The 23436-nt window shown below is 35.8% G+C and carries 19 protein-coding genes and 1 riboswitch; all 19 genes read right to left on the bottom strand.

Annotated features, from left to right (window positions below):
• Window positions 1-9 precede the first annotated feature (9 nt).
• Window positions 10-981 (bottom strand): diaminopimelate dehydrogenase, encoded by a 972-nt coding sequence (locus AC4BB5_RS07600; protein ID WP_490458744.1) that lies wholly within the window; start codon window positions 979-981, stop codon window positions 10-12.
• Between the two features lie 89 nt (window positions 982-1070).
• On the bottom strand, window positions 1071-2645 hold the full coding sequence (locus AC4BB5_RS07595; RefSeq protein ID WP_490458743.1) for a phosphatase PAP2/LCP family protein: 1575 nt from the start codon (window positions 2643-2645) through the stop codon (window positions 1071-1073).
• Window positions 2646-2926: 281 nt separating this feature from the next.
• Window positions 2927-3094, bottom strand: a riboswitch (M-box (ykoK) riboswitch).
• Window positions 3095-3350: 256 nt separating this feature from the next.
• Window positions 3351-5192: an ABC transporter ATP-binding protein gene (locus AC4BB5_RS07590; RefSeq protein WP_490458742.1), complete on the bottom strand. Its 1842-nt coding sequence runs from the start codon at window positions 5190-5192 to the stop codon at window positions 3351-3353.
• 16 nt (window positions 5193-5208) lie between these two features.
• Window positions 5209-7590, bottom strand: coding sequence for an ABC transporter ATP-binding protein (locus tag AC4BB5_RS07585; protein WP_490458741.1), 2382 nt, complete (start codon window positions 7588-7590; stop codon window positions 5209-5211).
• On the bottom strand, window positions 7590-8036 hold the full coding sequence (locus tag AC4BB5_RS07580) for a MarR family winged helix-turn-helix transcriptional regulator (protein ID WP_490458740.1): 447 nt from the start codon (window positions 8034-8036) through the stop codon (window positions 7590-7592). The genes AC4BB5_RS07585 and AC4BB5_RS07580 overlap by 1 nt, the downstream gene beginning before the upstream one ends.
• A gap of 291 nt (window positions 8037-8327) precedes the next feature.
• Window positions 8328-8711 (bottom strand): DoxX family protein, encoded by a 384-nt coding sequence (locus AC4BB5_RS07575; RefSeq protein WP_490458739.1) that lies wholly within the window; start codon window positions 8709-8711, stop codon window positions 8328-8330.
• A gap of 148 nt (window positions 8712-8859) precedes the next feature.
• Complete coding sequence (locus AC4BB5_RS07570) at window positions 8860-10557, bottom strand: metallophosphoesterase (RefSeq protein WP_490458738.1); 1698 nt, start codon at window positions 10555-10557, stop codon at window positions 8860-8862.
• Between the two features lie 443 nt (window positions 10558-11000).
• A complete protein-coding gene (locus tag AC4BB5_RS07565) occupies window positions 11001-12212 on the bottom strand; it encodes a phosphopentomutase (RefSeq protein ID WP_490458737.1) in 1212 nt (403 codons plus the stop codon).
• A 3-nt stretch (window positions 12213-12215) separates the two neighbouring features.
• The gene (locus AC4BB5_RS07560; protein WP_490458736.1) at window positions 12216-13367 is read right to left on the bottom strand and encodes a YhfX family PLP-dependent enzyme; all 1152 of its coding nucleotides are present in this window, start codon (window positions 13365-13367) and stop codon (window positions 12216-12218) included.
• A 13-nt stretch (window positions 13368-13380) separates the two neighbouring features.
• The gene (locus AC4BB5_RS07555; RefSeq protein ID WP_490458735.1) at window positions 13381-13734 is read right to left on the bottom strand and encodes a PRD domain-containing protein; all 354 of its coding nucleotides are present in this window, start codon (window positions 13732-13734) and stop codon (window positions 13381-13383) included.
• Between the two features lie 13 nt (window positions 13735-13747).
• Window positions 13748-14671, bottom strand: coding sequence for a GntR family transcriptional regulator YhfZ (gene yhfZ / locus AC4BB5_RS07550; RefSeq protein WP_490458734.1), 924 nt, complete (start codon window positions 14669-14671; stop codon window positions 13748-13750).
• Window positions 14672-14676: 5 nt separating this feature from the next.
• Window positions 14677-15771, bottom strand: coding sequence for an aminotransferase class V-fold PLP-dependent enzyme (locus AC4BB5_RS07545; protein WP_490458733.1), 1095 nt, complete (start codon window positions 15769-15771; stop codon window positions 14677-14679).
• A gap of 2 nt (window positions 15772-15773) precedes the next feature.
• Window positions 15774-16661, bottom strand: coding sequence for a phosphotriesterase family protein (locus AC4BB5_RS07540; RefSeq protein WP_490458732.1), 888 nt, complete (start codon window positions 16659-16661; stop codon window positions 15774-15776).
• A 22-nt stretch (window positions 16662-16683) separates the two neighbouring features.
• Window positions 16684-17991 (bottom strand): YhfT family protein, encoded by a 1308-nt coding sequence (locus tag AC4BB5_RS07535; protein WP_490458731.1) that lies wholly within the window; start codon window positions 17989-17991, stop codon window positions 16684-16686.
• Between the two features lie 4 nt (window positions 17992-17995).
• On the bottom strand, window positions 17996-18364 hold the full coding sequence (locus tag AC4BB5_RS07530) for a DUF2620 domain-containing protein (RefSeq protein ID WP_490458730.1): 369 nt from the start codon (window positions 18362-18364) through the stop codon (window positions 17996-17998).
• Between the two features lie 152 nt (window positions 18365-18516).
• A complete protein-coding gene (locus tag AC4BB5_RS07525) occupies window positions 18517-19473 on the bottom strand; it encodes an alpha/beta fold hydrolase (protein ID WP_490458729.1) in 957 nt (318 codons plus the stop codon).
• Complete coding sequence (locus AC4BB5_RS07520) at window positions 19451-20119, bottom strand: TetR/AcrR family transcriptional regulator (protein WP_490458728.1); 669 nt, start codon at window positions 20117-20119, stop codon at window positions 19451-19453. The genes AC4BB5_RS07525 and AC4BB5_RS07520 overlap by 23 nt, the downstream gene beginning before the upstream one ends.
• 851 nt (window positions 20120-20970) lie before the next feature.
• Window positions 20971-22176: an MFS transporter gene (locus AC4BB5_RS07515; protein ID WP_490458727.1), complete on the bottom strand. Its 1206-nt coding sequence runs from the start codon at window positions 22174-22176 to the stop codon at window positions 20971-20973.
• Window positions 22173-23435, bottom strand: a complete 1263-nt coding sequence (locus AC4BB5_RS07510) for an ATP-grasp domain-containing protein (protein WP_490458726.1) — start codon at window positions 23433-23435, stop codon at window positions 22173-22175. The genes AC4BB5_RS07515 and AC4BB5_RS07510 overlap by 4 nt, the downstream gene beginning before the upstream one ends.
• Window position 23436 lies beyond the last annotated feature (1 nt).

Below are 23436 nucleotides of genomic sequence, written 5' to 3'. Positions count from 1 at the left end.
TCAGTTTTTTTACAATAACTCTTTTCTCAATTCCTCATCTGTTCGAGTAGACAAATATTTAGGTGCAATATCTAAAACAGTATATGCCCCAAATTGTTTTTCCTTAGCCAAACGAACACACGCTCTTGCATAAGCAACTAAAACACTTGCAGTAAATTCAGGATTACTTTCCAGCTGTAAATTATATTCAATGACTTGTTTGGTATTTTCGTGTGTTGTTCCTGTATGCAGGACAGTCCCACCATGGGGCATCGCTTTATGGTTTTGATCCAATTCAGACTGAGAAATGAAATGAACCTCCGTATCATAATCCACAAAGTAATTCGGCATTGCAATGATTTCTTCACGAATTTTTCCTGCTCTCGATTCATCTTCAAGTACGACAAAACATTCTCTAAAATGTTTATCCCGAGTAGTCAAATCCAATTGTTCCCCTGCTTTAAGCTTTTCAATAACATCATTATTTGGAATTGTATATTGAACGGCATCTATCACGCCGTCGATTCTTCTTAGTGCATCAGAGTGCCCTTGACTGACCCCTTTACCCCAAAAGGTATTCGTCTGCCCAACTGGCAAAATACTTTGAGCATACAAGCGATTCAAACTAAACAACCCTGGATCCCATCCCGTTGAAATAATTGATGTTGTTTGATTTTCTTTGGCTACTTGATCTACTTTAGCAAAATGTTCCGGGATTTTAGCGTGCGTATCAAAACTATCGATCGTGTTGAATAAATGAGCCCATTCTGGTGTTTGTGTAGGTAAATCTGTCGCTGACCCACCACAAAGAATACAGACATCAATTTCGCCTTTTTTCCGTTTCAGCTGGTCCATCGTAAATGTTTCAGCACCTTCTGTTTCCACGGTTTTAGGAGCTCTTCTTGTAAAAACCCCCACTAATTCCATATCTTTATTTTGTTTTATCGAACGTTCAACCCCGCGTCCAAGGTTTCCGTATCCGATGATTGCTACTTTTATCATACTAACATTCCTCCACTTCTATAAATCAGATTATACCAAAAGAAAAAGACATCTGACAATTGGAAGTTGAAAAAAATGAGCTGGTTTCTTTACTGCTCTACTATATTCAATTGTTTCTTTAATTCAGTCATGATTTTTTGTTTCTCCTCATCGGAAATACTCTGATATGAAATCCCTTCTTCTCCAGTAAAACCATCTCCAGTAAATCCTTCACCTTGCATTTGATAACTTTCAATGTTCTCTAAGGCTTTCTGATAATTTTTCATCAAGAGCGTCATTTGATCTAGTGTCATATCCGTTTGACCATTTTCACCTATGACATTCAGTAACTCTTGATAGCGAAACACACTTTTCATCGAAGTTAATTCTTTAGTAAGTTGAATCGTTACTTCTCGTTGTCTTTTTTGTCTGCCATAATCGCCTAAAGGGTCTTCATAGCGCATTCTCGCATACTGTAATGTTTCCCAACCCCCTAGATGCTGTTCACCTTTTGGATAATGAATTCCTTCTGCATCAAACTCAAAATCATTGTTGACCGTAACGCCGCCAACTGCATCACTTAAAGCAGCTAATCCATCCATATTGATCACAAAATAATGATTGATTGGGATATCTAAGTAATGCTCAACTGTATTGATCATCATCTCGTCACCACCAAATGAATGGGCATGATTGATTTTGTCATATACACCATCTTTTCCAACAATTTCGACATAAGCATCTCTAGGAATACTGGTGATCGTCGTTTTCTTTAGTTGATTATTGACGGTCACAACCATGATTGTATTTGCACGAAAATCTGTTTTACGCTTAGAATCATTTGCGATGCCTAAAAGTAAGAAACTAACCGGCTCACTATTTCCTAACTCTGCTGGTTTTGTTTTTCGATTTAGTGGTTGATACATTTTATCAGCAGTTTTTTGGACTTTTTGATATACCGTAGCACCATAAACGGAAGCTCCAGCAACGAGCAATAAAAGCAATGATAGGGCACCTAAAATAGTTCTCTGGATGAACCTTTTTTTAGCATTAGAGGTCGAAAATTCCCTATTAAGATACACTCTTTGTAAGAAGGCAAAAGAAATATTTACCCAAGCATAACTTAAAAGAAAACCTGCAATCACATCACTCGGAAAATGAACTCGTAAGTAAATTCGACTCAAGCCAATCAAAAGAACATAACCAATTAAAGTATTTTTTAAAGACGTTTTCTTTAAATAAACAGTTTGTATAATCAAAATCATCGAACAAGCTAAACACATGGCTAAAAGCGAATGACCACTAGGAAAACTATATGAAGTTCGTTCAGCTAACTGCTCCACATTTGGTCGCTGTCTCGCAACAAGCTGCTTCAAAATAAACCCAAAAACACTGACTACTAAAACATTGCTGATCAGCCAAACCGCCAATACTTTATGTTTATTTCGCCAAAGTATAAATGAAACTATAAGGCACACAATAAAAATCGGTACGATCGTAGCACTTTTGGCAATTAACTCCACAATATTAGTTAACAATTCATTAGGTTTCCAACTAAAGCGATAAATCGCAGAATCTAATTGAATAAACCATGGGACTTTTTTTACAACTAAAAAGGTTAGTAATGAAAAAAATACGACACTTAAAATGGCTGGGGTAAATTTCTTTTCTTTTAACGTATACATGCGATAGATCCCTTCATTCATATATTCAGTAAAGCAGTTACTTTAAAGGCATTTTATAAGCCCTTCTCACAGGGATGTCATTCAACTAAAAAAACGCTAAATGATTATAATTCCTAATTGATGGGAGTGGCTCATCTAGCAGTCATCTCGTCCACCATCTAACCACGTTCCAAAAATAACACAAACAGGTATTAAGACGACCTACAGTCGGTACACAAAATAGTTTTTTATACACCAAAAGAAAAAAGCCAAACATTTTTTTCCTAAGACGTTTGACTTTCAATCAATCTCATCGTCTGAGTTTTAGCACTATACAACGTAAAGAAACATTCTTAGCTATTTTATGAAAAGCCTTAATTCGACAATTCCTGTTTTACACATTGGCGTCTTTCGACGTTTCTGCGCAATAGCCTATGTTTGTATAGGAGCCTCACCTAACAAGGTTATTTATCTATTTAATTTTCACAATAATACCCTTGAAAAAAAATTTTTTCAAGTTGTTTTAAGACTCTTTAGTTTTTCTTAACTTTACGTCCACGATTTTATAACACTAATTTGTGTCTAGATAAAAAAAAAGCTGGAACATAACTCTATGAGTTACATCTCAGCCTCAAGGAATCCGAATAAACGGTGGGCGCAGAAGCAACTCCTTCTTAATTCTCGGAGTTAAACACTTCTGTCCCATCCTCTTCTTTCTAAACTTTTTTACTCGTCTAACTCTTCAAATTGTGAGTTATAAAGTGACGCATAATAGCCACCTTGCGCAAGTAATTCTTCATGTGTTCCTTGTTCTTTGATGTCACCATCTTGCATATACAGAATCTTATCCGCATCTTTGATCGTTGATAAACGGTGCGCAATAACAAATGATGTACGACCAGACATTAAGTTATTCATAGCTCCTTGGATCAACCCTTCTGTTCTTGTATCAACAGATGACGTCGCTTCATCAAGAATCAATATTGGTTTATCTGCCAAGATTGCACGAGCAATCGTTAATAGTTGTTTTTGCCCTTGGGAAATATTTGAAGACTCCTCATTTAATTCCATATTGTAGCCACCAGGCAATGTTTGGATAAAATGATTAACATGAGCCGCTTTTGCTGCTGCGTAAACCTCTTCATCCGTCGCATCTAGACGTCCATAACGAAGATTTTCCATGATGGTTCCTTTAAATAACCAAGTATCTTGTAAAACCATCCCGATATTTTTACGTAAGTCTGCGCGGTTAAAGTCTTTGATATTATGACCGTCGATTTTAATTGCACCAGATGTTACATCGTAAAAACGCATCAATAGTTTAACCATTGTTGTTTTACCTGCACCAGTAGGACCAACGATTGCTACAGTTTGCCCTGGATCAACATGAGAACTGAAATCATTGATAATGATTTTGTCTGGTGTATAACCAAAACGAACATGTTCAAAGTCGACCATTCCTTTAGCTTTATCGATTTTAACTGGATTTGGAACGGTTTGAGCTTCTTCGTCTTCTTCAAGGAATTCAAAGACACGTTCTGCTGCTGCTGCCATTGATTGAAGTAAATTCGATACTTGAGCCAATTGAGCTATAGGTTGCGTCAAGTTACGAACGTATTGGATGAACGCTTGAATATCTCCGACTGTAATCGTACCATTATAAGCTAAAATCCCACCAAAAATCGCTACTGCAACGTACCCTAAATTTCCGACAAAGTTCATGATTGGTTGCATCAAACCAGAAAGAAATTGTGATTTCCAAGCTGATTTGAATAAGACATCATTTTGTGTTTTAAATTCTTTAAGTGAATTTTCTTCATCGTTGAATAGGCGCACAATGTTATAGCCACCGATTGTTTCTTCTACTTTACCATTGATTACACCAAGATATTCTTGTTGTGTTTTAAAGTATTTTTGCGAATTTTTTACAACAATCAAAATCAAAATCATTGAAATTGGTACGATCAAAATCGCAATACCTGTCATTTGCACAGAAATCGATAGCATCATTATGATAACACCAATGATTGTGAAAACAGATGTAATCAACTGAGTGATTGATTGGTTTAGAGATTGACCTAATGTATCTACGTCATTGGTAATACGTGATAATACTTCACCAGTTGTACGGCTTTCAAAATAGTTCATCGGCATGCGATTGATTTTTTCTGAAATTTCTTTACGCATACGATACGTGATTTTTTGTGAAATTGTTGACATGATCCAACCTTGTATGATCCCAAAAGCAGATGCAACTAAGTAAAGTCCTAGCATAAATAGCAAGATCCCACCGATTTTGTTAAAATCAATGCCGCCAGTTCCTTGATATTTTTTGATTAAACCATTGAATAATTCTGTGATTGCTTGTGATAAAATTTTTGGACCCCAAATATTAAACACGGTTGAAGCAATTGCAAAGATCATTACAAAGAAAACGGGTATTTTATAAGCACCAATATAGGAGATTAATTTTTTGAGTGTTCCTTTAAAATCTTTGGCTTTTTCCACTGGAGCGCCATGTCCAGGTCCGCGTCCGCCACGAGGGCGATTTTGTTTTTGTTCTGCCATTATTATTCGCTCCTCCCTACTCAGCTTCTTCTATGCCTAATTCAGCATTGCTCAATTGTGATTGGGCAATTTCTTGATAGACAGTGGATGATTTCATTAACTCATCATGTGTTCCATGATCTACAACGCGACCTTCGTTCAATACGATAATATTATCGGCATGCAGGATCGTAGAGATTTTTTGTGCGACGATGATTTGTGTAGCCCCTTTGATATTTTCAGATAAAGCTTTACGCAAGGCTACATCCGTTTTATTATCAAGTGCTGAGAATGAGTCATCAAAGATCAAGATTTTAGGATTTTTCGCTAAGGCACGGGCAATTGATAGACGTTGTTTTTGTCCGCCAGAAACGTTCGTTCCACCTTGCGAAATTTCACGATCATAGCCTTTTTCATTTGAATCAATGAATTCTTCAGCTTGTGCAATTTCAGCGGCTTTTTTCATTTGTGCATCTGAGATATTTGCATCGCCAAACTTGATATTTGAAGCAATATCACCTGAGAATAAGATTCCTTTTTGCGGTACAAATCCAATGATTTCGTGTAACTTGTGTAAGCTCATTTCACGAATATCGATGCCATCGATTGTGATTCGTCCGCCCGTTACATCAAACAAACGTGGAATCAAGTTAACGATTGTTGATTTACCTGAACCAGTTGAACCAATCAAAGCTGTTGTTTGACCAGGCTTAGCAATAAAGTTGATGTGATGTAACACATCTTCATCAGCATCTCCATAACGGAATTCCACCGCTTCAAATTTCACTTCACCTTTGAAGTCGTGGTCATCTTTAGGATGCTCTGGATCTTTGATTGTAGGTTCTGTTTCAAGAACCTCTTCCACACGACCAGCAGCTACATTGGCACGAGGTAGAATGATTGAAACCATTGATAACATCATAAAGGCCATAACGATTTGCATTGTATATGTGATAAAGGCCATCATATCCCCAACTTGTAGTTGGCCGTTGTTCATATTATGTCCGCCGACCCAAACGATAAGAACAGAAATACCATTCATCAATAACATCATGACCGGCATCATAATAGACATTGCACGGTTAACGAATAATTGAGTTTTCATTAAATCAGTATTAGCACCATCAAAACGTTTTTCTTCAAATTTTTCACGAGAAAATGCACGGATAACAGGTAAACCAGTAATGATCTCACGAGAAACCAAGTTTACTCTATCAACTAAGTTTTGTAAGGCTTTAAACTTAGGCATCGTTGTTAAAAGTAGGCTTAAGACTAAAACTAAAACAGCTGCAACAGCCACACCGACAATCCAGCCCATGCCTGTTCCTGTTTGATAAACATTATAAATCCCGCCAATACCTAAGATCGGTGCGTATAACACGATACGCATGATCATCACGATCCCCATTTGCATTTGTTGAATGTCATTGGTATTACGTGTGATCAATGAAGCAGGAGAAAATTTCTCCATTTCAGTATTTGAAAATTGTAGCGTACGTTCATATTGTCCCACACGCAAGTTTCGACCAACAGATGCTGCTACTAATGAGGCAATCAGCCCAACGATAATTGCAGCTACAGCGGAAACAAGGGTTAAGAGAACCATTTTTGTCCCTGTTTTGACCATGTAATCTGTTTGAATTTGTTGTGTATTCATATCTAGTGCTTTATATTCAGCTAGTGTTAATTGAATCCCCACTGTTTTCATGGAATCCGCACCTAAATCGCCTAAGCCCTTTTTAGTCTCTTTACGAGCAGCTTCGACTTTTGCAGGCATAGCGTCGGTTGTTGTTTTAATTGATTCAGCTAACGCTTTCGCTTCGTCGCCCTTTGCTTGGGCTTGTGCAGCTAGTTCTTGAGCTTTCTCACCTTGTTCAGTTGCTGTAGCGACATCCGTCGCTGAAGCTGCCGCAGCACCTGCTGCTTTCGCTTGTTCTCCTAAGTTAGTTGCTTCTTCGCCAAGTTGTTTCGCTTTAGCAGCATTTTCTCCAACCGTTTTGTACTCATCAATAATTGTTTTGGCTTCACTACCACTAGATGAATCTTTAGATTGAGCAGAAGCAAGCATCATCATTGGCAGATTAAAGATATCTGCCAATTTGGCTTCTGTCATGCCTTCCTGAAGATTTAATTTATAAACTTCAACTTCTTTCCCATCGATTTTTTCAGTTGTTTGTTTATAATTGTCTTCAATTATTTTTTTCTCATCATCTGTCATGAACATTTCAATTCCCTGAAGAGTTGTTTTCCTGATTTTTTCAGGTGTGGAATATTCAAGCCCTCCTTGTTGGATACCGACATCGACGATACCCGATGTTAATTTTGGTAAGCTTAAATCACTATTTGCCTGTACGACTAAAAGCACAAGAACTGCGATGACCGCATACCAGTATTTGCCGAGATATTTGAAAATCTTCACTATTGGTCACCTTCCTCTTTCTGGGAAATTTTTTGGGAGTAGTCTACGAATTTTGCCGTTAGCTCGATGAACTGCTTTGTGTCTGGTTCTCCCATTAGTTTAAAAACTTGAACAATCTTATCACGCATTTCTTTCTTTTGAAGCTTTGCAGCTTTTTTACCGCATTCAGTTAGCGTAACATGGATACGACGACGATCATCAGGATGCATCTTACGTTCGATTTGTCCCTTTTTTTCTAAACTCCCTAAAACCACTGCAATACGTGCGCTGGATAGATTTAGTGATTCAGCAAGATGTTTGGGACTTGTTGGTCCACCATAACGATAAAGAAACTTAATTACAATACTTTCACCTTGATTGCTCTTTTCAAGTCTGCTAAATGCGCTATGTCGATTTTGAACCATTAGACGCATAAGTTCTTGTTCGGCCTCTTCTGCGAATGACATATGACTCCTCCTTTTTTCAAAATAATTACTTCTACCATTAATAGCTAATAGTATTAGTAACTAATGCTGTTTGATATTAACGCAAATAGCTTTTGATGTCAATAGAATTTGTTTAAAAAATTAAATGAATACGGTTTTATTTAGAAATCTTAAAAAGTAGTTTAAATGAAACGCTTTAAAACATAATTGACAAAAAAATGGGCTGTAGCACATATGCAAAAACAAACAGTAAATCAAAGTGGATACTGATTTACTGCTTGTTTTATTATCAACATATTCAATTTATTTAAATTAAGCTGGTGGAATGAATTGGATAATTTTTTTATTGAAATGTGAGTAACCACAAGCTATCGACATAATAATGAGTAGCAACTCTAATTCATATCCACCAATAAAACCACTGCCTGATTTTAACATAAACATGGCTGAGCCCAGAATAGCAATAAAACCTAATGAAACCAAAGGGACTAGAAGGCCAATAATCATAAAAATACCTCCGCCAACTTCGATCAGTGCGATAATTACAGGCATGAAACTTGGTAGACCTAAGCTAACAAAGAAATCAGTCGTTCCTTTGAGATCTGAAAACTTTGCTATACCATGTATTGCCATAGTAACACCTAACGTTATTCTGAGTAATAAAAGACTCGTGCTTGTTGCGTTTTTTAACTGCATTGATTTTGTTTCCTCCTTTAATTGATGGTTAATTATATCATACAAAAAATTCACTTACAATAAGTAAGTTTAAAAAACTTCACTTTTTTCATAAGAAAAACACCTAGCTGCATCGCTAAGTGCTTAATACTACTATTCATCTTATTATCTAATTCTCACTATTTAGTAAACTTGTGAGTTCAAATCCGGTGTTCATTTTAGAATAAATCGAGCAAACGACAAATAACTCTTTTCCTCCAAATGTTACCATTTTGTATCGTCCAGAAGATGCCGGTATATGATGGTGACCATGAATAGCACCAATTATGTTATACTCTTCAAATAATTTTTCAATTTTCGGTTCTGAGCAAACATAGGCTCTTTTATACGCTTGACTAGTAGGTGAAAGCATACTCAGTTCATTAAACAACGGCGCATGTGAAACAATTACTGTAGGCATGTGATACTCTTTATTTAATATATATTCCAATGCCTTGAGAATAAACGTTTGTTGTTCTTTTTTTCGTTTCACAAGTGCTACTGGGATGGTCAGTCCTATATAGCGAATACCATTATGAACAATACTGCTATTATTTAACACGTTCATTTTAGGAAATCGTTTTTCGAGTTCGGCTTTTACACATTCATAGTAGATATGGTTTCCTGTAGGCAGCTTACTCCAAGAATCATCTGGATTTCGCATAAGTTCTTGAAACCACTTATCTTTGAAAAATGGCTGCCACTTTTCCCATTCCGTGTTTTCTTTGACAGGGCTCTTTGGCAATACGTTGACTAATTCATGATTTCCTATGACATAGACCCCTTCGATATTTTCATCTAGTATAGAAGAGTCTGCCAAATCCCCGACTATGATATTAAAATTTTTATTTCTGAATGGCAGTTTTCCATCTATCGCATGAACGTCAGAAACAACATTTACTAAATTTGTATTTTCTGTTGGATGAACATTTTCAAAATATTGTTCCAATTCTCTAGGATCAACACTATGAGCAACGTAATTTTTCCTGACCTCAGATAGTTCTTGACCAAACTCTGATCGTAAAAGTAACTTATTCGTTGTAGGTACAGATCGTTTCCCAATAACAATTGAATTTTCTATTGATTGTTTTACGTTCTGAGGTAATAGCTCTAGCGCTGGGTTAATATCTGATTTAAACGTTAAATGTCCATCCGAAATAGCACTACCATGTATAACCGATTCTAATAATCGGATATTTTTTCCATCCGTCATTATAGGTAATGCCTGTGTTAGCTGAACAACAAAATTAAGGTATTCTGAAACATAGCCAGATATTCCTGTCTTCATATTCTCACTATATAAAAACTTCCCTGCAAGATTAGCCGAAAGCGCCCCAGTTTCATCGTGTTGCATTAAGCGTCCCAGAACCTGAATCTCAAGTAGAGGATCTTCAAATATGGCATTATATGCTTGAACGACTTTAGAAGAGTTCTTGTTCACTCGGTTATTGGTCACTTGAAAAATACTTAGCTTAAGATAGGTTTCTAGATTAGTTTTATGCGATTCAATATATTGACGAACTTCTTCCGGATGTAGCAAATATTGAATTGCTGCGCGTTGGATATAGTTTCTAGCGGTATCATATGGGATTGCTGAATAGACAAGATCCCCTCTAGAGGCTATATTTAGCGCATTTTCCTTCATATTATAAGTTAATTGGAAATAATCATTTTTAAAGACTGTTTTATTGACTGGTCGCCGTTTGTTTTCTGGGTACAACTCAATACGAGTCACAAGTTCTGAAGGTAAGCTACGCTCAGATATAGAAGACGAAATTGGATTGGGTTCTTCGACAGATAAGGAATTTTTATGCTTGTTTGATTTCACGATTGGCTCACCTACTTTATTAATTCTGTTGCTCTTTTCTATAATAATTGCTCTTTATCCGCTTCAATTAGATAATGATAGTGAACGCAACATATAGTGAATATGTGTACTTCTTGTAAATGCTGCGAATTTATCGTTTTATTTGTAATTTATGTAAACAGAATCAAAAAATGTTATTTTTAATAACTTAATAATAGAACAAAACCTTTATTAGACTTATAAACAAAAGCTCAATGTTCCACAATATAAGTAATACGCAAAAGGCTATCGATTATTCACCACCTTAATTGTATTATGCTATCTAAAACAAAGCAATTCCTTTTTATGTACTATTGTCCAACGAATTTTTGGGCTGATTCTCTCTGTTTTCACCATATCCTAGCACAAAGTATAAAAAAGCTGAGTGAGTTCTGATTCAGAACACACTCAGCTTCATTCAAAAATCAACGGTTCAATTTATGAAGAAACGATTTTCCGTTTTGCGGCATGCCAACCTCAAAAAATTCTGCTGCTGTAGCTGCAACATCCGCCATCGTTTCTCTTTCACCAATCGCTTTTCCTTCAATCCCTGGACTATAAACCAATAATGGAACAAATTCTCGTGTATGTTGGCTATGACCAATTGTCGGATCATTTCCATGGTCGGCCATCACGACTAATAAATCTCCTTGATTTAAAAGCGGAATCAATTCCGCTAGTTTCTTATCACTGACTTCTAAACGATCCGCATAACGCTCAACATCTTCGGCATGTCCAGCCAAATCCGTTTCTTGGATATTGATAAAGAATAAACCATCTTCATTTGCTTTTACTTCTGAAATCAGTTTGTCGTATAATTCTTTTGTATCTACACCTGGAAAAAGTTTTTCGCTTGATGTTTGAATAATATCAGCGGCTTTTCCAAATAAGAATACAGGAATCCCTGCTTGATCTAATATCGTAGGAATTTGGACATTGGGATCGATCCCGTATCCAAGATGAATGACATGGTAATCATTATTGTAAACACCTGATTTTGGTGCGTCTACTCCAGCAAATGTTCCAATCACTGTTCTAGCTGCTAATAAATCAGCTAAATGAATCCCATGTCCGCCAAATGTAATCACTCTAGATACTTTAACCACTTCTCGAACGGCTTTTCCTAAAGTAGTCACCTCTTCAAATGATATATCATCCAGTGCTGCCGACACATTAAAAACCTGCCCTAAATCCGTTTCTAAATTATCGCCAATGGTCGCCACTTCGTTCACGACTAAAATCTTAGGTTCATCGATTTCTCCTACATAACGAACCCGATAGCCTTTCGCTTTTAAATGCTCAAAAACTTCATCAATCACTTCATTGAATGCTTGGTTTAATGGCTCCTTTGGTGTCGTTCCAGAAATCTCCTGATGACCTAAAAATGAATCAGCACCATGGTGAGTCAAATTCGCTTTTCCTTCATTTGCTTTGGCTGAAAATTTTAGTTTTTCTGTTTCAAATTCTAGAATATTCATCAATCCAAGTTTTTCTAATGTAGGGATTGCCATGTTAGGAACTTTTTCTATAATATGTTTTGCTGTATTTGATCCGTTATCTGCTGGCCTGACAATTGGCACATCCTTCATTGCTCCTACACCAAAACTGTCTAAAACATTTATAATAAATCGACTCATTTTTTAAATCCTTCTTCCTTGACTATCAAAAATCCCGACTATTTCAGGTTTTCCTTTACTAATTCCTTGCACCACTGCCACATCACTTCTCGTAACAAAGATTTGTGTTCGAAAAGCGGCAATCACGGTTGCCCCAACAGTATGTTCCGTTGAGGTGGAAAGATAATAATCGATACTCTCATCTGAAAATGACTCCACCTGATCCTCTGTGTTCGTGATTAAATCATTGATCAGCACTGACTTTAAATGCCCCCTACGATAATAACCACCACCATAAAAATAAGCTCTCCCTTTAAAGTTATGAGATATTTCACTTACATAAATCAAGGCTGGTTTTTCTGGTTGCACCTTATAAGCATGCAACGGCGTTGTTCCCGTCAGCGCATGTCCCGGTTCAGCTTGCGTTCCGCCAATTTCTTTAATAAAGGGAAAAGTTTCGCTACACGATGCAGAAGGAACATTTAATTCAGGGACTTCAAACCCTGCTTGCCGCATAATAGCTCTGGCTTTTTCGATTGTTTCTACATTGTTTGTTTGCGATAATGTGGTATATGTCTCATCGAATAAAAAACAGGGAAAAGAAGTAATGCCACTAAATTCAATGCCACTGAATTCATGAAAAATGTTACTTGTTTCAGCAAGATCCTCTAATAAAAATCCGCCGAACTGCCCTTCATATAGTTGATCATTTTCTGCAACCACTTTTAATAAAACCTTTTGCTTGATTCCAATTTTTTGGGCTATAACATTGACTTGCTCCAATTTTTCAACAGAAAAGACCGTGATATACTCCGCACCGTAAACCATGATTTTTTCTAAGAGTTGATCTGGAATCTGAACTAAGTGACCAACGTTACATAGAGGAATCTGATTTTCCATCATGATTAATGCCTCTTTAAAATCAACCACTACCGCACCGCGGTAACCCAGTCCCATTAATTCTTTTGCAATCAGTGGGTTTCGTCCAATTTGTTTTAGCATAAAAAACAGTTCGATTCCGATTTTCTTGGCACGTTCTAACATCACTGCCCCATTCGTCCGAATCGTATCCAAATCTAAAATGTAAGTATCGGGAAGAATTTGTCCGGTCTGGTGTAAATAAATTCCTGCGTCAATCAACGCAGGATTTTCTTGTTTCATCATTGGTAGAAACAAATGAATCCCTCCCTTACAGCTCTTTCTTCAATAGATTAATAATATGCATGTAAATAAACCATAATTCCTCTGAACTAAATTCTGTAGAGGAATACCCTGATAATTCTTCCCATAATGCTTTTGATTCTGCTAACTTCTCATCTTGCTGAATCTCAGATAAAATCAATTCATCCATACCGATTACAGGTTCATTCTTTTTCTGTCTAGCATCTGCCATAGCAATATGCGTTAAAAACATATCGAGATGTTCTTCTTTCTCAATGACCTTTTGTTCCAGTAAATAGTTATTCACGGCCAAGACAAACTGTTCTGTCTCTTCATCTATCAAGTTTGAGTCTTTTAAAATTCCTAGTTTTTTTCCAATCATTTCAAACGTCCTTTTAATAATGAGGGATCATTTTACCTTCTATCACTTGCTTTTGAACAGATAAAATTTTTGGTTCATCTATCACACTCATCAATATTTTTTTTAATAGCAGATTATCTTTGTGCAACACACAAACTGCTGTACTTGCTAAATCATCTTCCACACTGCCTTCAAGAAATTGATAGTTCAAATGATCTAATTTTCGATCTTTGATTTCATCATAGTTCCAAATCCCCACATCGATCATTCCTTGCTCCAAAGAATAAATCAATTGATGACTTGGAACTTCGATAAATTCAACTTTTTTTCCAGCAGTCGCATTTTCAGTTAAAATCTGTTGATCGTACGAATTATGGTCAATTCCCACACGCATATGATCTTCGATTTTCGCACTTTTTGGATTTGAAAAGATCATTACGTGGTTAGACAAATAGCTACGAGGGCCAAAATCTTTAAAAATCTCCAACTCGCTACCAGATTCTATCGCCTGTAAGGCAGCTAGTTTTGAGACAATCGAAAAATGCATTGTTTTTTCACTTGTCAAATCCATCCGATCTTTAGATCCTCTTACATAAGCCATGCTTAAAGGAATTTCTGAACGATGAAACACTTCATACAAACCGGTAGCAAAGCCTTCATACGTCTTAGAATATGGTAAAGGCATTGTCCCTCGAATCGGTCCTTCAATTACAATTTTTTGTAATCGTTGATAATCAATTGTGGTCAAAATCGTTCCTTGACGCCCTTGACTAACTGTGTGAATCATTTTTTCCTCTTTTAAATAATTAAGAGCGTTCTGAACTGTTCCACGAGACATCCCATATTTTTCTTGAAACTCTGAAATCACAGGCATACGGCTACCTTCAGCTAGTAAAATCAAATCACCCGATAGTTGTTGAATTGCTTTTCCCGTTTTATTTAGAAATTCCTCTTGCATTGGCTTTAATTCCCCTCTATTGACTCTTTTATCATTCTAATGATCGTATCTGCACCCGCTCTCATGGGATTGATCCGAATCATCGTTTTTGTACTTTCTGGCGACGCTGCTCTAAAAGTTCCTGAAAGTCGATAAAACATCGGTACAAATTCATATTTTGATTCAGCTCCCACTGGATTAGGGGCTGCTCCTCGTTTTTCTGCTTGTTTTAACACGTCAGCTGCTATCGGCTGATCAAATTCTACAATAATCACTTTTGACTGAGCATTGGCAATAAACGCCTGTTTTACACCACTCACTTCACCAGCATTTAAACGTGTTTTCACTTCTTCAGAAACTTGCGATGAAATCGCTAAAGCGACAGGAGCGTAAATCAAACCTTGCAACACTGCGATTGCTTCAAATCCTTGTACCTGCAACCCACCAGAATAATTTTCTTTTCGTAACTCTTTGATCAATTCAGCGTTGCCTACAATACAGCCTACTCCTTCTGGACCTAATAATTTAAAGGTTGAAAAACAAGAGAGATCTGCACCGCATTCTACACCGATTTTGGGTACTTTTAAGGTAGAATAGTTGTCGTCCGTGATGATCACTATACTTTTGTTTTGTTTTTTTATTTGTTGAATAACGGCTTCTGGTTGATAGGCGTCATCTGGCTTTTGTCTTGTAAATTGAACGATTGCCAATTGAATATCATTTTCAGTGATCGCATTTCTAATCGCTTCTGGTTGATTAAAATCAGCAACAACTGTATTTAACCCAAGCATCTCAATCGATGTTTGTGTTGTTGGATAAACAGGCGCATCATGAACGAGCACTGTTTTTCCATATTTTTTACTCGCCGCATGTAATGACAGACGAATCGCCATGGTTCCAGCACCACGTACTAACATTGCTGCTTCAGCGGCAAATAATTCTTTCAACACATGCTCTACTTTATTGGTTGTTACTGGCTGATTATACCCGGGTACAACACCTAAATCCCCACGTGTTAAGATTTCTGAACCTTCAAAATTTCTCGTAACACAATCAACGATTTGAAATTGTTTCTTCGTCGCTTCTTCTAGATTCATCGTTTCTAAAGGAAATGTTTTCATGTTCATCTCGCTCCTTGTCTAAAAAAATTCAATGGATTATGAATCAGCATTTTTTCAACTGTATTATTCGCAATTCCTGCTTCTGTCATCATCGGCACAAACGTATCCAGTAAATACGAATAACCAATCCCATTCTTAAATTTCATATTTGATTTCCGAGTAATATCCATTGATAAAAAGACTTGATCAGCGAACCCTCTTTTTTCTATTTCTTTTAACATCGACACACGGAGTGCATCGGGTTGATAGTTTTCTTTTCCAATTGTATCAAATTCTACATAGACACCTTGGTCTAACATTTTTAAAATGTAATCAAGATTTCCACTTAAATCAACATGTCCAATGACAACAGATGCCAAATCAACGCTATTTTCTTTAAAGAATTGAACTTGTTCATGACCATTCGTGCCAAGGGTCGTATGTGTGGTAATTGGAACACCCGTTTCTTGATGGGCAATCACAGATGCCTCGAAGACTTTCTTCTCATTTGGCGTCCAACCATCTTTACTTGAACCGATTTCACCGATGATTTCAGCTTTAATAGTTGTATCTGCGATACCATGTTGAATTTCCTTGATCATTAATTTTCCTAAATCTGCAACTGACCAATCTGCTACAATATCAGGTAAAAATTTTTCAGTGTAAAAACCTGTTGCTTGGACAATATTGATGCCCGATGCTTCTGCCACTTTTTGAACATATAATGGATTTCTTTTCATATCTAAATTTGTGACGTCCACAATATTACGAACGCCTTTATCATAAAGTTCTTTAAATTCTTTGACTGTTTCCTCAAAACAATTTAGGTTTGTATCATCGATATTTTTTATGCGAGACAAATCAATTGTCGTATGTTCATGCATATAGGTTATTCCATTTACTAAGCTCATTAGTTGTCGTCTCCTAAAATTTTTAAAGTCCTGGTGGTGTCATTAGATTAAGCAATACTAAAATATTTGAAATCACACCAACTAATAAGGCACCAACTGGTCCAATAGCTAGATCGACCATTTTCTTTTTAAATGTGCCATTTAATACGTATAGTCCGACAACGAATAAACCACCCCAAGCTGGAGCAATCGCTGTTGCTGCAATCACACCACCAACGAGTAAAGCAATTTCCAAAACTTTTGTAATCGCTGTTCGAATATTATCTCCAGCATCACGCATTCCTGGGAATCGATCTAGTAATACAGAGAATTTCGTTAATAGTAAGACTTCTATCGACATCCAAATACCGCCTGCAACAAACGCTAAAAGCGGTTGTCCCATTGCCGCTCCGATCGAGCCGATGACAAAAACCATCTTGATTCCAGCTGGAGAATAGGTTCCTGTAGCAATTCCTGTCGTTACAACTAATGGAATAAAACCAACAACTCGTGCTAATTCGGTCAAAGCAGCTGAATTAAATTGACCTTCTTGGTATAATGGAGCTGAGAGTGCAGATTCCGTTACAATTGACATCGAAGCCGCCAAAGCAATCAATGCGCCTGATAAAGCAAATAAGTACCAATACTTCTTAATTTGTTTTACTCGTTCCGCAAAGATATTTGCCAATTGTGCCTGAGAATCTGTTCTTTCTCTTTTATCATTCATCGCATAACTAATCATAAAGATCATCCCAACAAGTAACGCAATCGCATTGGCATTAATGACGATCGTATTGCCGTTTGCTAAATTAAACGAACCAAATTGTGTCGTCACTACTTGAGCCAACACTGTTGCTGAAAAAGTGATCATTCCTTTTTTCCAGCCATATTGAAGGGCCACGACCAACGCTGGGAAAACCGCAAAAGCCACTAAAACAACAGACGATACTTGACCAAGACTATCTAGGAAATTATAAGGAAGAATTTCAAAAACTTTTTGAATCGTTCCTAGACCAGCTCCCATCACAACACCATAAACTCCGCCGACTACTCCTGCTATCCAGATAGAGTATTTTTTATTATCTGGCAAATAACTACCTATAATATCTGTTCCTAATAAAACAACATGAATGATGATAACACTAGATGCAATAGACTGTGGAATAAACCCAACAATATATCCAATACCAAAAGCTAACGCTGTGGTTCCCAATGCTGATTTTGTCACTCGTTTTTCACGATATTCTAAAACAATCGGTCTTAGTGCATCGTTAAAAACAGCAATTTTCGTATTCGCCATAATCGTTGTAACAGCACATAATGCTGCCATGATTACTATGTTTAAAGCCATTTCATTACTCCCCCTTATTCTCAAGCGCTTCCATCACAGTTGAAATAATAAACTCCATATCTTGTGAAGTAAAACCAAAAGCAATTTTCCCAGCAGCAACACTTTGATTGATTTCTTCTTCAGAAGCAGTCTTACCTGGCATGCCTAATGTTGCCGTTTTATCTCCACCTAACAAAGCAATTGCCATTGCTAATGCTCCGCCGCCTCCTGTGTTGCAGGCACCAAAATAGTAGTCTGCTGTCCCGTTTTTTAATGCCATTGCTGCATCAATGTCGGTTTTTACGGTGATTTCGTAGTTCCCCTTTCCATACTTTTGTAGCAATTCTTCGATTGTTGCTTTTTCGATTTGCCCACCTATAACGATCTTTTTCATGATAAATCCCCTTTCGTACAAAATTTTGTATATTTAGGTCGAAAAATAAAAATACAAAAAAATGTATTTTTATTTTCACGGTTATTATAGCATCTTTGGTTTTGGATGTAAACCCTTTCTTTAACGTAGGTTATGCCGATATTATTTTAATTTCAGTTTTTCAAAAAATTGGTTGTTTCTTTTACGATCGTTTCCATTTGTGTATGGTGTAAATAATGGGCGCCTGGCAATTGAATAAATTTTCCTTTATCTAACCCGCTTACCTGATCTTGATGCATCTCAAGCCAATTTTTTTGATTCATATCATTATCTGCAACAAATAATAAAACCGGCATATCTTTTGGATACGTTAAGCCACGAGAATCAGCGAAGCTATTGCTTAATTCTTGAAGCTCATCTTTCATCGCAAGACTACTCATGTTCTTCATCGTCAATAACTTAATCTGTTCAAAGTCAGGGTTATCTTGACTCACGCCTAAACCCGTTTCTGGATTCACTTTGATCAACGCTCGAAAAACACCCGATGTCTTTAAGAAGTCAAAGACTGACATATCAATGCCAGGCCAAGGTTGTTCTGGTGTGCTAGAATCAATTCCCACAAAGCCTTCCATTTCACTTGGGTAAACTTGGGCATAATTCACCGCATAAAGACCTGCAATCGAGTGTCCCATCAATGTGTATTTAGAAATATTCAATTCTTTGGCTACTTGATGGATTTCTTCCACGATGTTTTCAACGCTACGACGTCGATTCGTTTGGCTACTTAATCCATAGCCAAATGGCTCAATCGTAACCACACGATACTCTTTCTTCAACTCCTCGATCATCGGTTTAAAATCTAAATAAGGACTAGCTGTTCCCTGCCCTGGTAAAAGTAAAATAGTTTTCTTTCCTTCACCTTCATCGACAACATTCATCTCACCATCAAAGACTTTTAATTTCTCCCCATACGACTCAATTCGTTTTGCTTCACTTTTCAAACTTATCTGGTGAATCGTAAAGGTAATCACTAAGGACACAATTAGGATAGTGATTATACCTAAGATTACTTTACCCAGTCCTTTTAATAGTCTGACGCCTAGTGATTTAGTTTTCAGTTGTTTGGTCATTTATTTCTGCCGCCTTTATCATAATTTGTTGATCAAGTTTCTCTAAAAATGCATCACTGATAATTGGCATTCCAGCATTTTCAAGCATCGTTTTGGCAGCCATCAATTTTTCAAAAAAGGTCTCTACTGTATTTGGAAACAAGGCTTGAATAAACCACGTACTTAAAATCAAGATCGCTAATTCAGCCATTTGCTTCGGTTGCTCAACTGTGACTGATCCATCACTATTTCCTTCGATCAAACAGGTTTCTACCAATGGTGCCATAATTTCATTCGTCGTCCGAATATACATTGAAAAGAATTTAGGATTATCTAATAACGTAAAACTAAGGATTCGAGATTGACTGGCCTCGCTATTGAACATTCCTTCAAATAACAGAGCCTGAATTTTTTCTAATCCATTTAATTTATCTTTTTCCATGATTGCTGTTAAGGCAGCTTCATTAGGAATAAATCGTCTGACGACGGCATCTATGATCTCATCTTTAGATGCAAAGTGGTGATAAACGGCTCCTTTGGTTAAACCGTCTAAACCTTTGACGATATCGGAAATAGACGTTTTTTCGTAGCCTTTTTTTATAAATAGTTGTGTTGAAACATCTAGAATTAATGATTTAGCTTCCTCTGCTGTATATTTTTTAGCCATCGTGATCTCTCCTTCTAATAAAAAAACATTCAATCGGTATGTTTTTATCATACGCTTTTTTGAGGGAATGTCAAATTATATTGATTTTATACTCTGATTTCGTTGGGTTTTATATCATATACAAATTCACCTTGTCTTTTAAAATACATTAATTTACCATTAATTATGTATCTAATTTTCATTTAGCTAACTGAATCACTCAAAACATGAAATAGGATATTCACGATCATTATATTCGTGCCACTCCTACAGTTTTCTCTTCAATTACAGATAACTTTGAATTCTTCAACGATACAATCAATATTCTTGATGATATCCAAGGAATACCATAAGTATTTTATTTCAGCTCTTCATTTTTGGACAGACTTGCTAGTATAATTGAAGGGTTCAATCTCTTTTTAGATTTACCAGATCTAGATTGCATTTGAATTGAAAACAGAAAAACTTAAATTTTTTCCTCATTATCTTAAAATAAGTGATCTATTGTCTCACATTCTAACTCTTTAACAGCCCATGAAAGATCGTCTTGAAAAGAAATTTGAAGTGCTTTATTTTTTGTTAGATTATTCATTACCAATTAAATCACATAATATATTAGCAAAAATTATTATGGATTAAACCAAAAATGCTAATACGTAATTTTTTTGATGGATAAGAAAAAAAGCTGAGTAAGTTCTGGTTTAGAACGTTACTCAACTTTTTTTAAATATAATAGTCAGATTAATTTATTACCGAAGAATGATAGTTCATAAGATTTTTATGTCAATCTTTAGAATCAACAATCTTTTTGAGAAATCTAAAATAGAATTGCTAGCTAATTCAAAGACCGATATCCTCTTTACGACGTTTTTTTATTTATCCAATCTATATTTTCGATAAACTAAGAACATTAAAATAGCATAGGTCAAAGATAACGTCATAATGACAAGCCAAACCAATGAAAATGAATAATTAACAATTAAACCACCAACGATACTTGTCCCTAAAATATTCCCAAAAGCACCAATCAATAGTAGAAAAGAATTCATTCGTCCTTCATACTCTTTGCCTGCCAGCATAGATACAACGACACTAATATTTGTTTGAACAACAATTTCACCTATCGTCAAAAAGAATATAAATAAAATCATTCCAACTAAATTTGAAAAAAGCAACAGACACAAAAAGCTAGCCAAATAGAAAAAACTACCTATTATAATCAATAGAATTGGATTTGTACTTTTAGTGAATCGTAAGATCACTGGGGTGATTAGCAACACCATCGAAGCATTTATTAACATCATTGTTCCATATACTTTTGGCCCATTGGTAAACCATGTATTAAATTGTAACGGTACACTAAATGAAACTTGTATATAAATCATAAAGTTTAAAATTGAAAAGACAATCGCTTTTATTGCTAAATGATTTTGTCCCCATAGCTCAGCCAATGAAAACTTAACTTTTTTATCTTTCTGTTTAGGATAAATCATCCGCTCTTCCTTATACTTTAGTTGAATACAAACCGTGGCTATTAAATTAAGTCCTGCGACCAATAAAAAATACAAGGCAAGATATTGATCAAACCAAAGCCCGTTTAAAAAAGGACCGATCGCAACACCTAAATTTAAAAATAGATATAGTAAAGAAAAACCACTTTTCTTTGTGTTTAAGTTATCATTGGAATTTTCTAAAATAAACACATTGTATATTGGATTAGTAAACCCAAAAATACCACTGATTATAACCAACAAATAAACAACCACAAATGATCCTAAAAACAAAGCACATAAAAAGGAACAAACAACTAATAAATATTGACTAAATAAAAATAGCGTTCTCTTTGAAAACTTATCACTCAAATACCCGCCTAAAAAGATACACGCTAGGTTTACTAATAAAGCAATTGATACAAAAGAGGCAGCTTCTATGTCTGTTTTATTAAGCTTTAACGTTATATAATTAGTTAGTAACGGATAAACAAATATTATCAAACTCGAAACAAATCTCGCTAAACATATGAGATAAACATTTTGAGGTAGTCCTTTATATACAGATAAATACTTTTTTATGATCATTCTTCTACCACCATTAAATCAAAAAAACGATGATACACAGTCAACAGTTTTTCTCTTAACGAATCATGGTTTGCATCTTCAATAATGGCAAAGCCTGATCTAGTCATCGTATCCTTAACATCTAATAAACGGTCTCCAATTGATCTTTGAACTTCAAAGGTAATAATCCCATCAATGTCCTCAAAATCTTTTAAAGTCGCAAGAGCAACTATTTCTCCTGCTTTTTGTGGTAGACAAATCATGCCGGTAAAGATATCTTTTGACTGTTTTGGAGAAACAAATTTTTGTAACTCAACATCAATCATCGCTTCAAACATATCTACATTAAATGTATTCTTGATAATTGGGGGCATAACATCTGCACCGCCAATGCGGGCACCTATTTCACCAAAATACACATCCCCATCTTTTGTAACAAAATATTCTCCATGGGTAACTGTATTATTTATTCCTAACGCAGAAATTACTTTTTCATTTAATTCACTTATTTTTCTAGTAGCAACATTTTTTTCACTCTCTGCTTTTGGAAATATGATGCTAGCAGGAGGACTACCTTTCGTTGCAATATCCATGCAGTTATATAAATATTTACTTACAGAAGAAAAAACGACTTGTCCATTTTGGACAACACAATCACAATGATATTCTTCTCCATCTATAAAACTCTCTAATAGAATTCTATTATCCGAAATTGCTAATAATAATTCATTTTCTATTGCTAAATTAGAAAAATATTCTGAAATATCCTTATTTGATAAAAGTTTTTGAGTATTCAATGTAGCAAATCCATTTAGTGGTTTCGCTACGATTGGAAAACCGACTTTCTTAGCAAACAATATTGCTTCATTTTCAGATACAGCAATTGCATTTTTACTTGTGTTTAGTTCTCTTTGGTGAAGCATTTCTTTCATTATCCATTTATCTCTTACCGCTAACGCTTGATTTTTTTGAATACCAGGTATTCCAAACTTACTTCTCAAATCCCCACCAATTGCAATCAAATTTTCCTTTGGGGCATACAATGCAACAATCTCGTACTTACTTTTAACATCAGCGATAATTTCAGATAAGTTTTCAAAATCGAGTATGTCCTTTACTCTTATACAACTGTCAAAATAACTTCCTACTTGATCATCAAATTCTTCTACGCTGGAAATTAGTATTTTTTTATAGTTATAATCGTTTAGCTTTTGTACCCACCTAGTCCCGTTTTTATCACTGATTGGAATATCACTCAGATAAACAATAGCTTGCTCCATA

The sequence above is a fragment of the Enterococcus sp. AMC1252 genome (assembly GCF_058216515.1).
The sequence above is the reverse complement of the archived record's forward strand: the minus strand, read 5'-3'. Positions and strand labels throughout refer to the sequence as shown.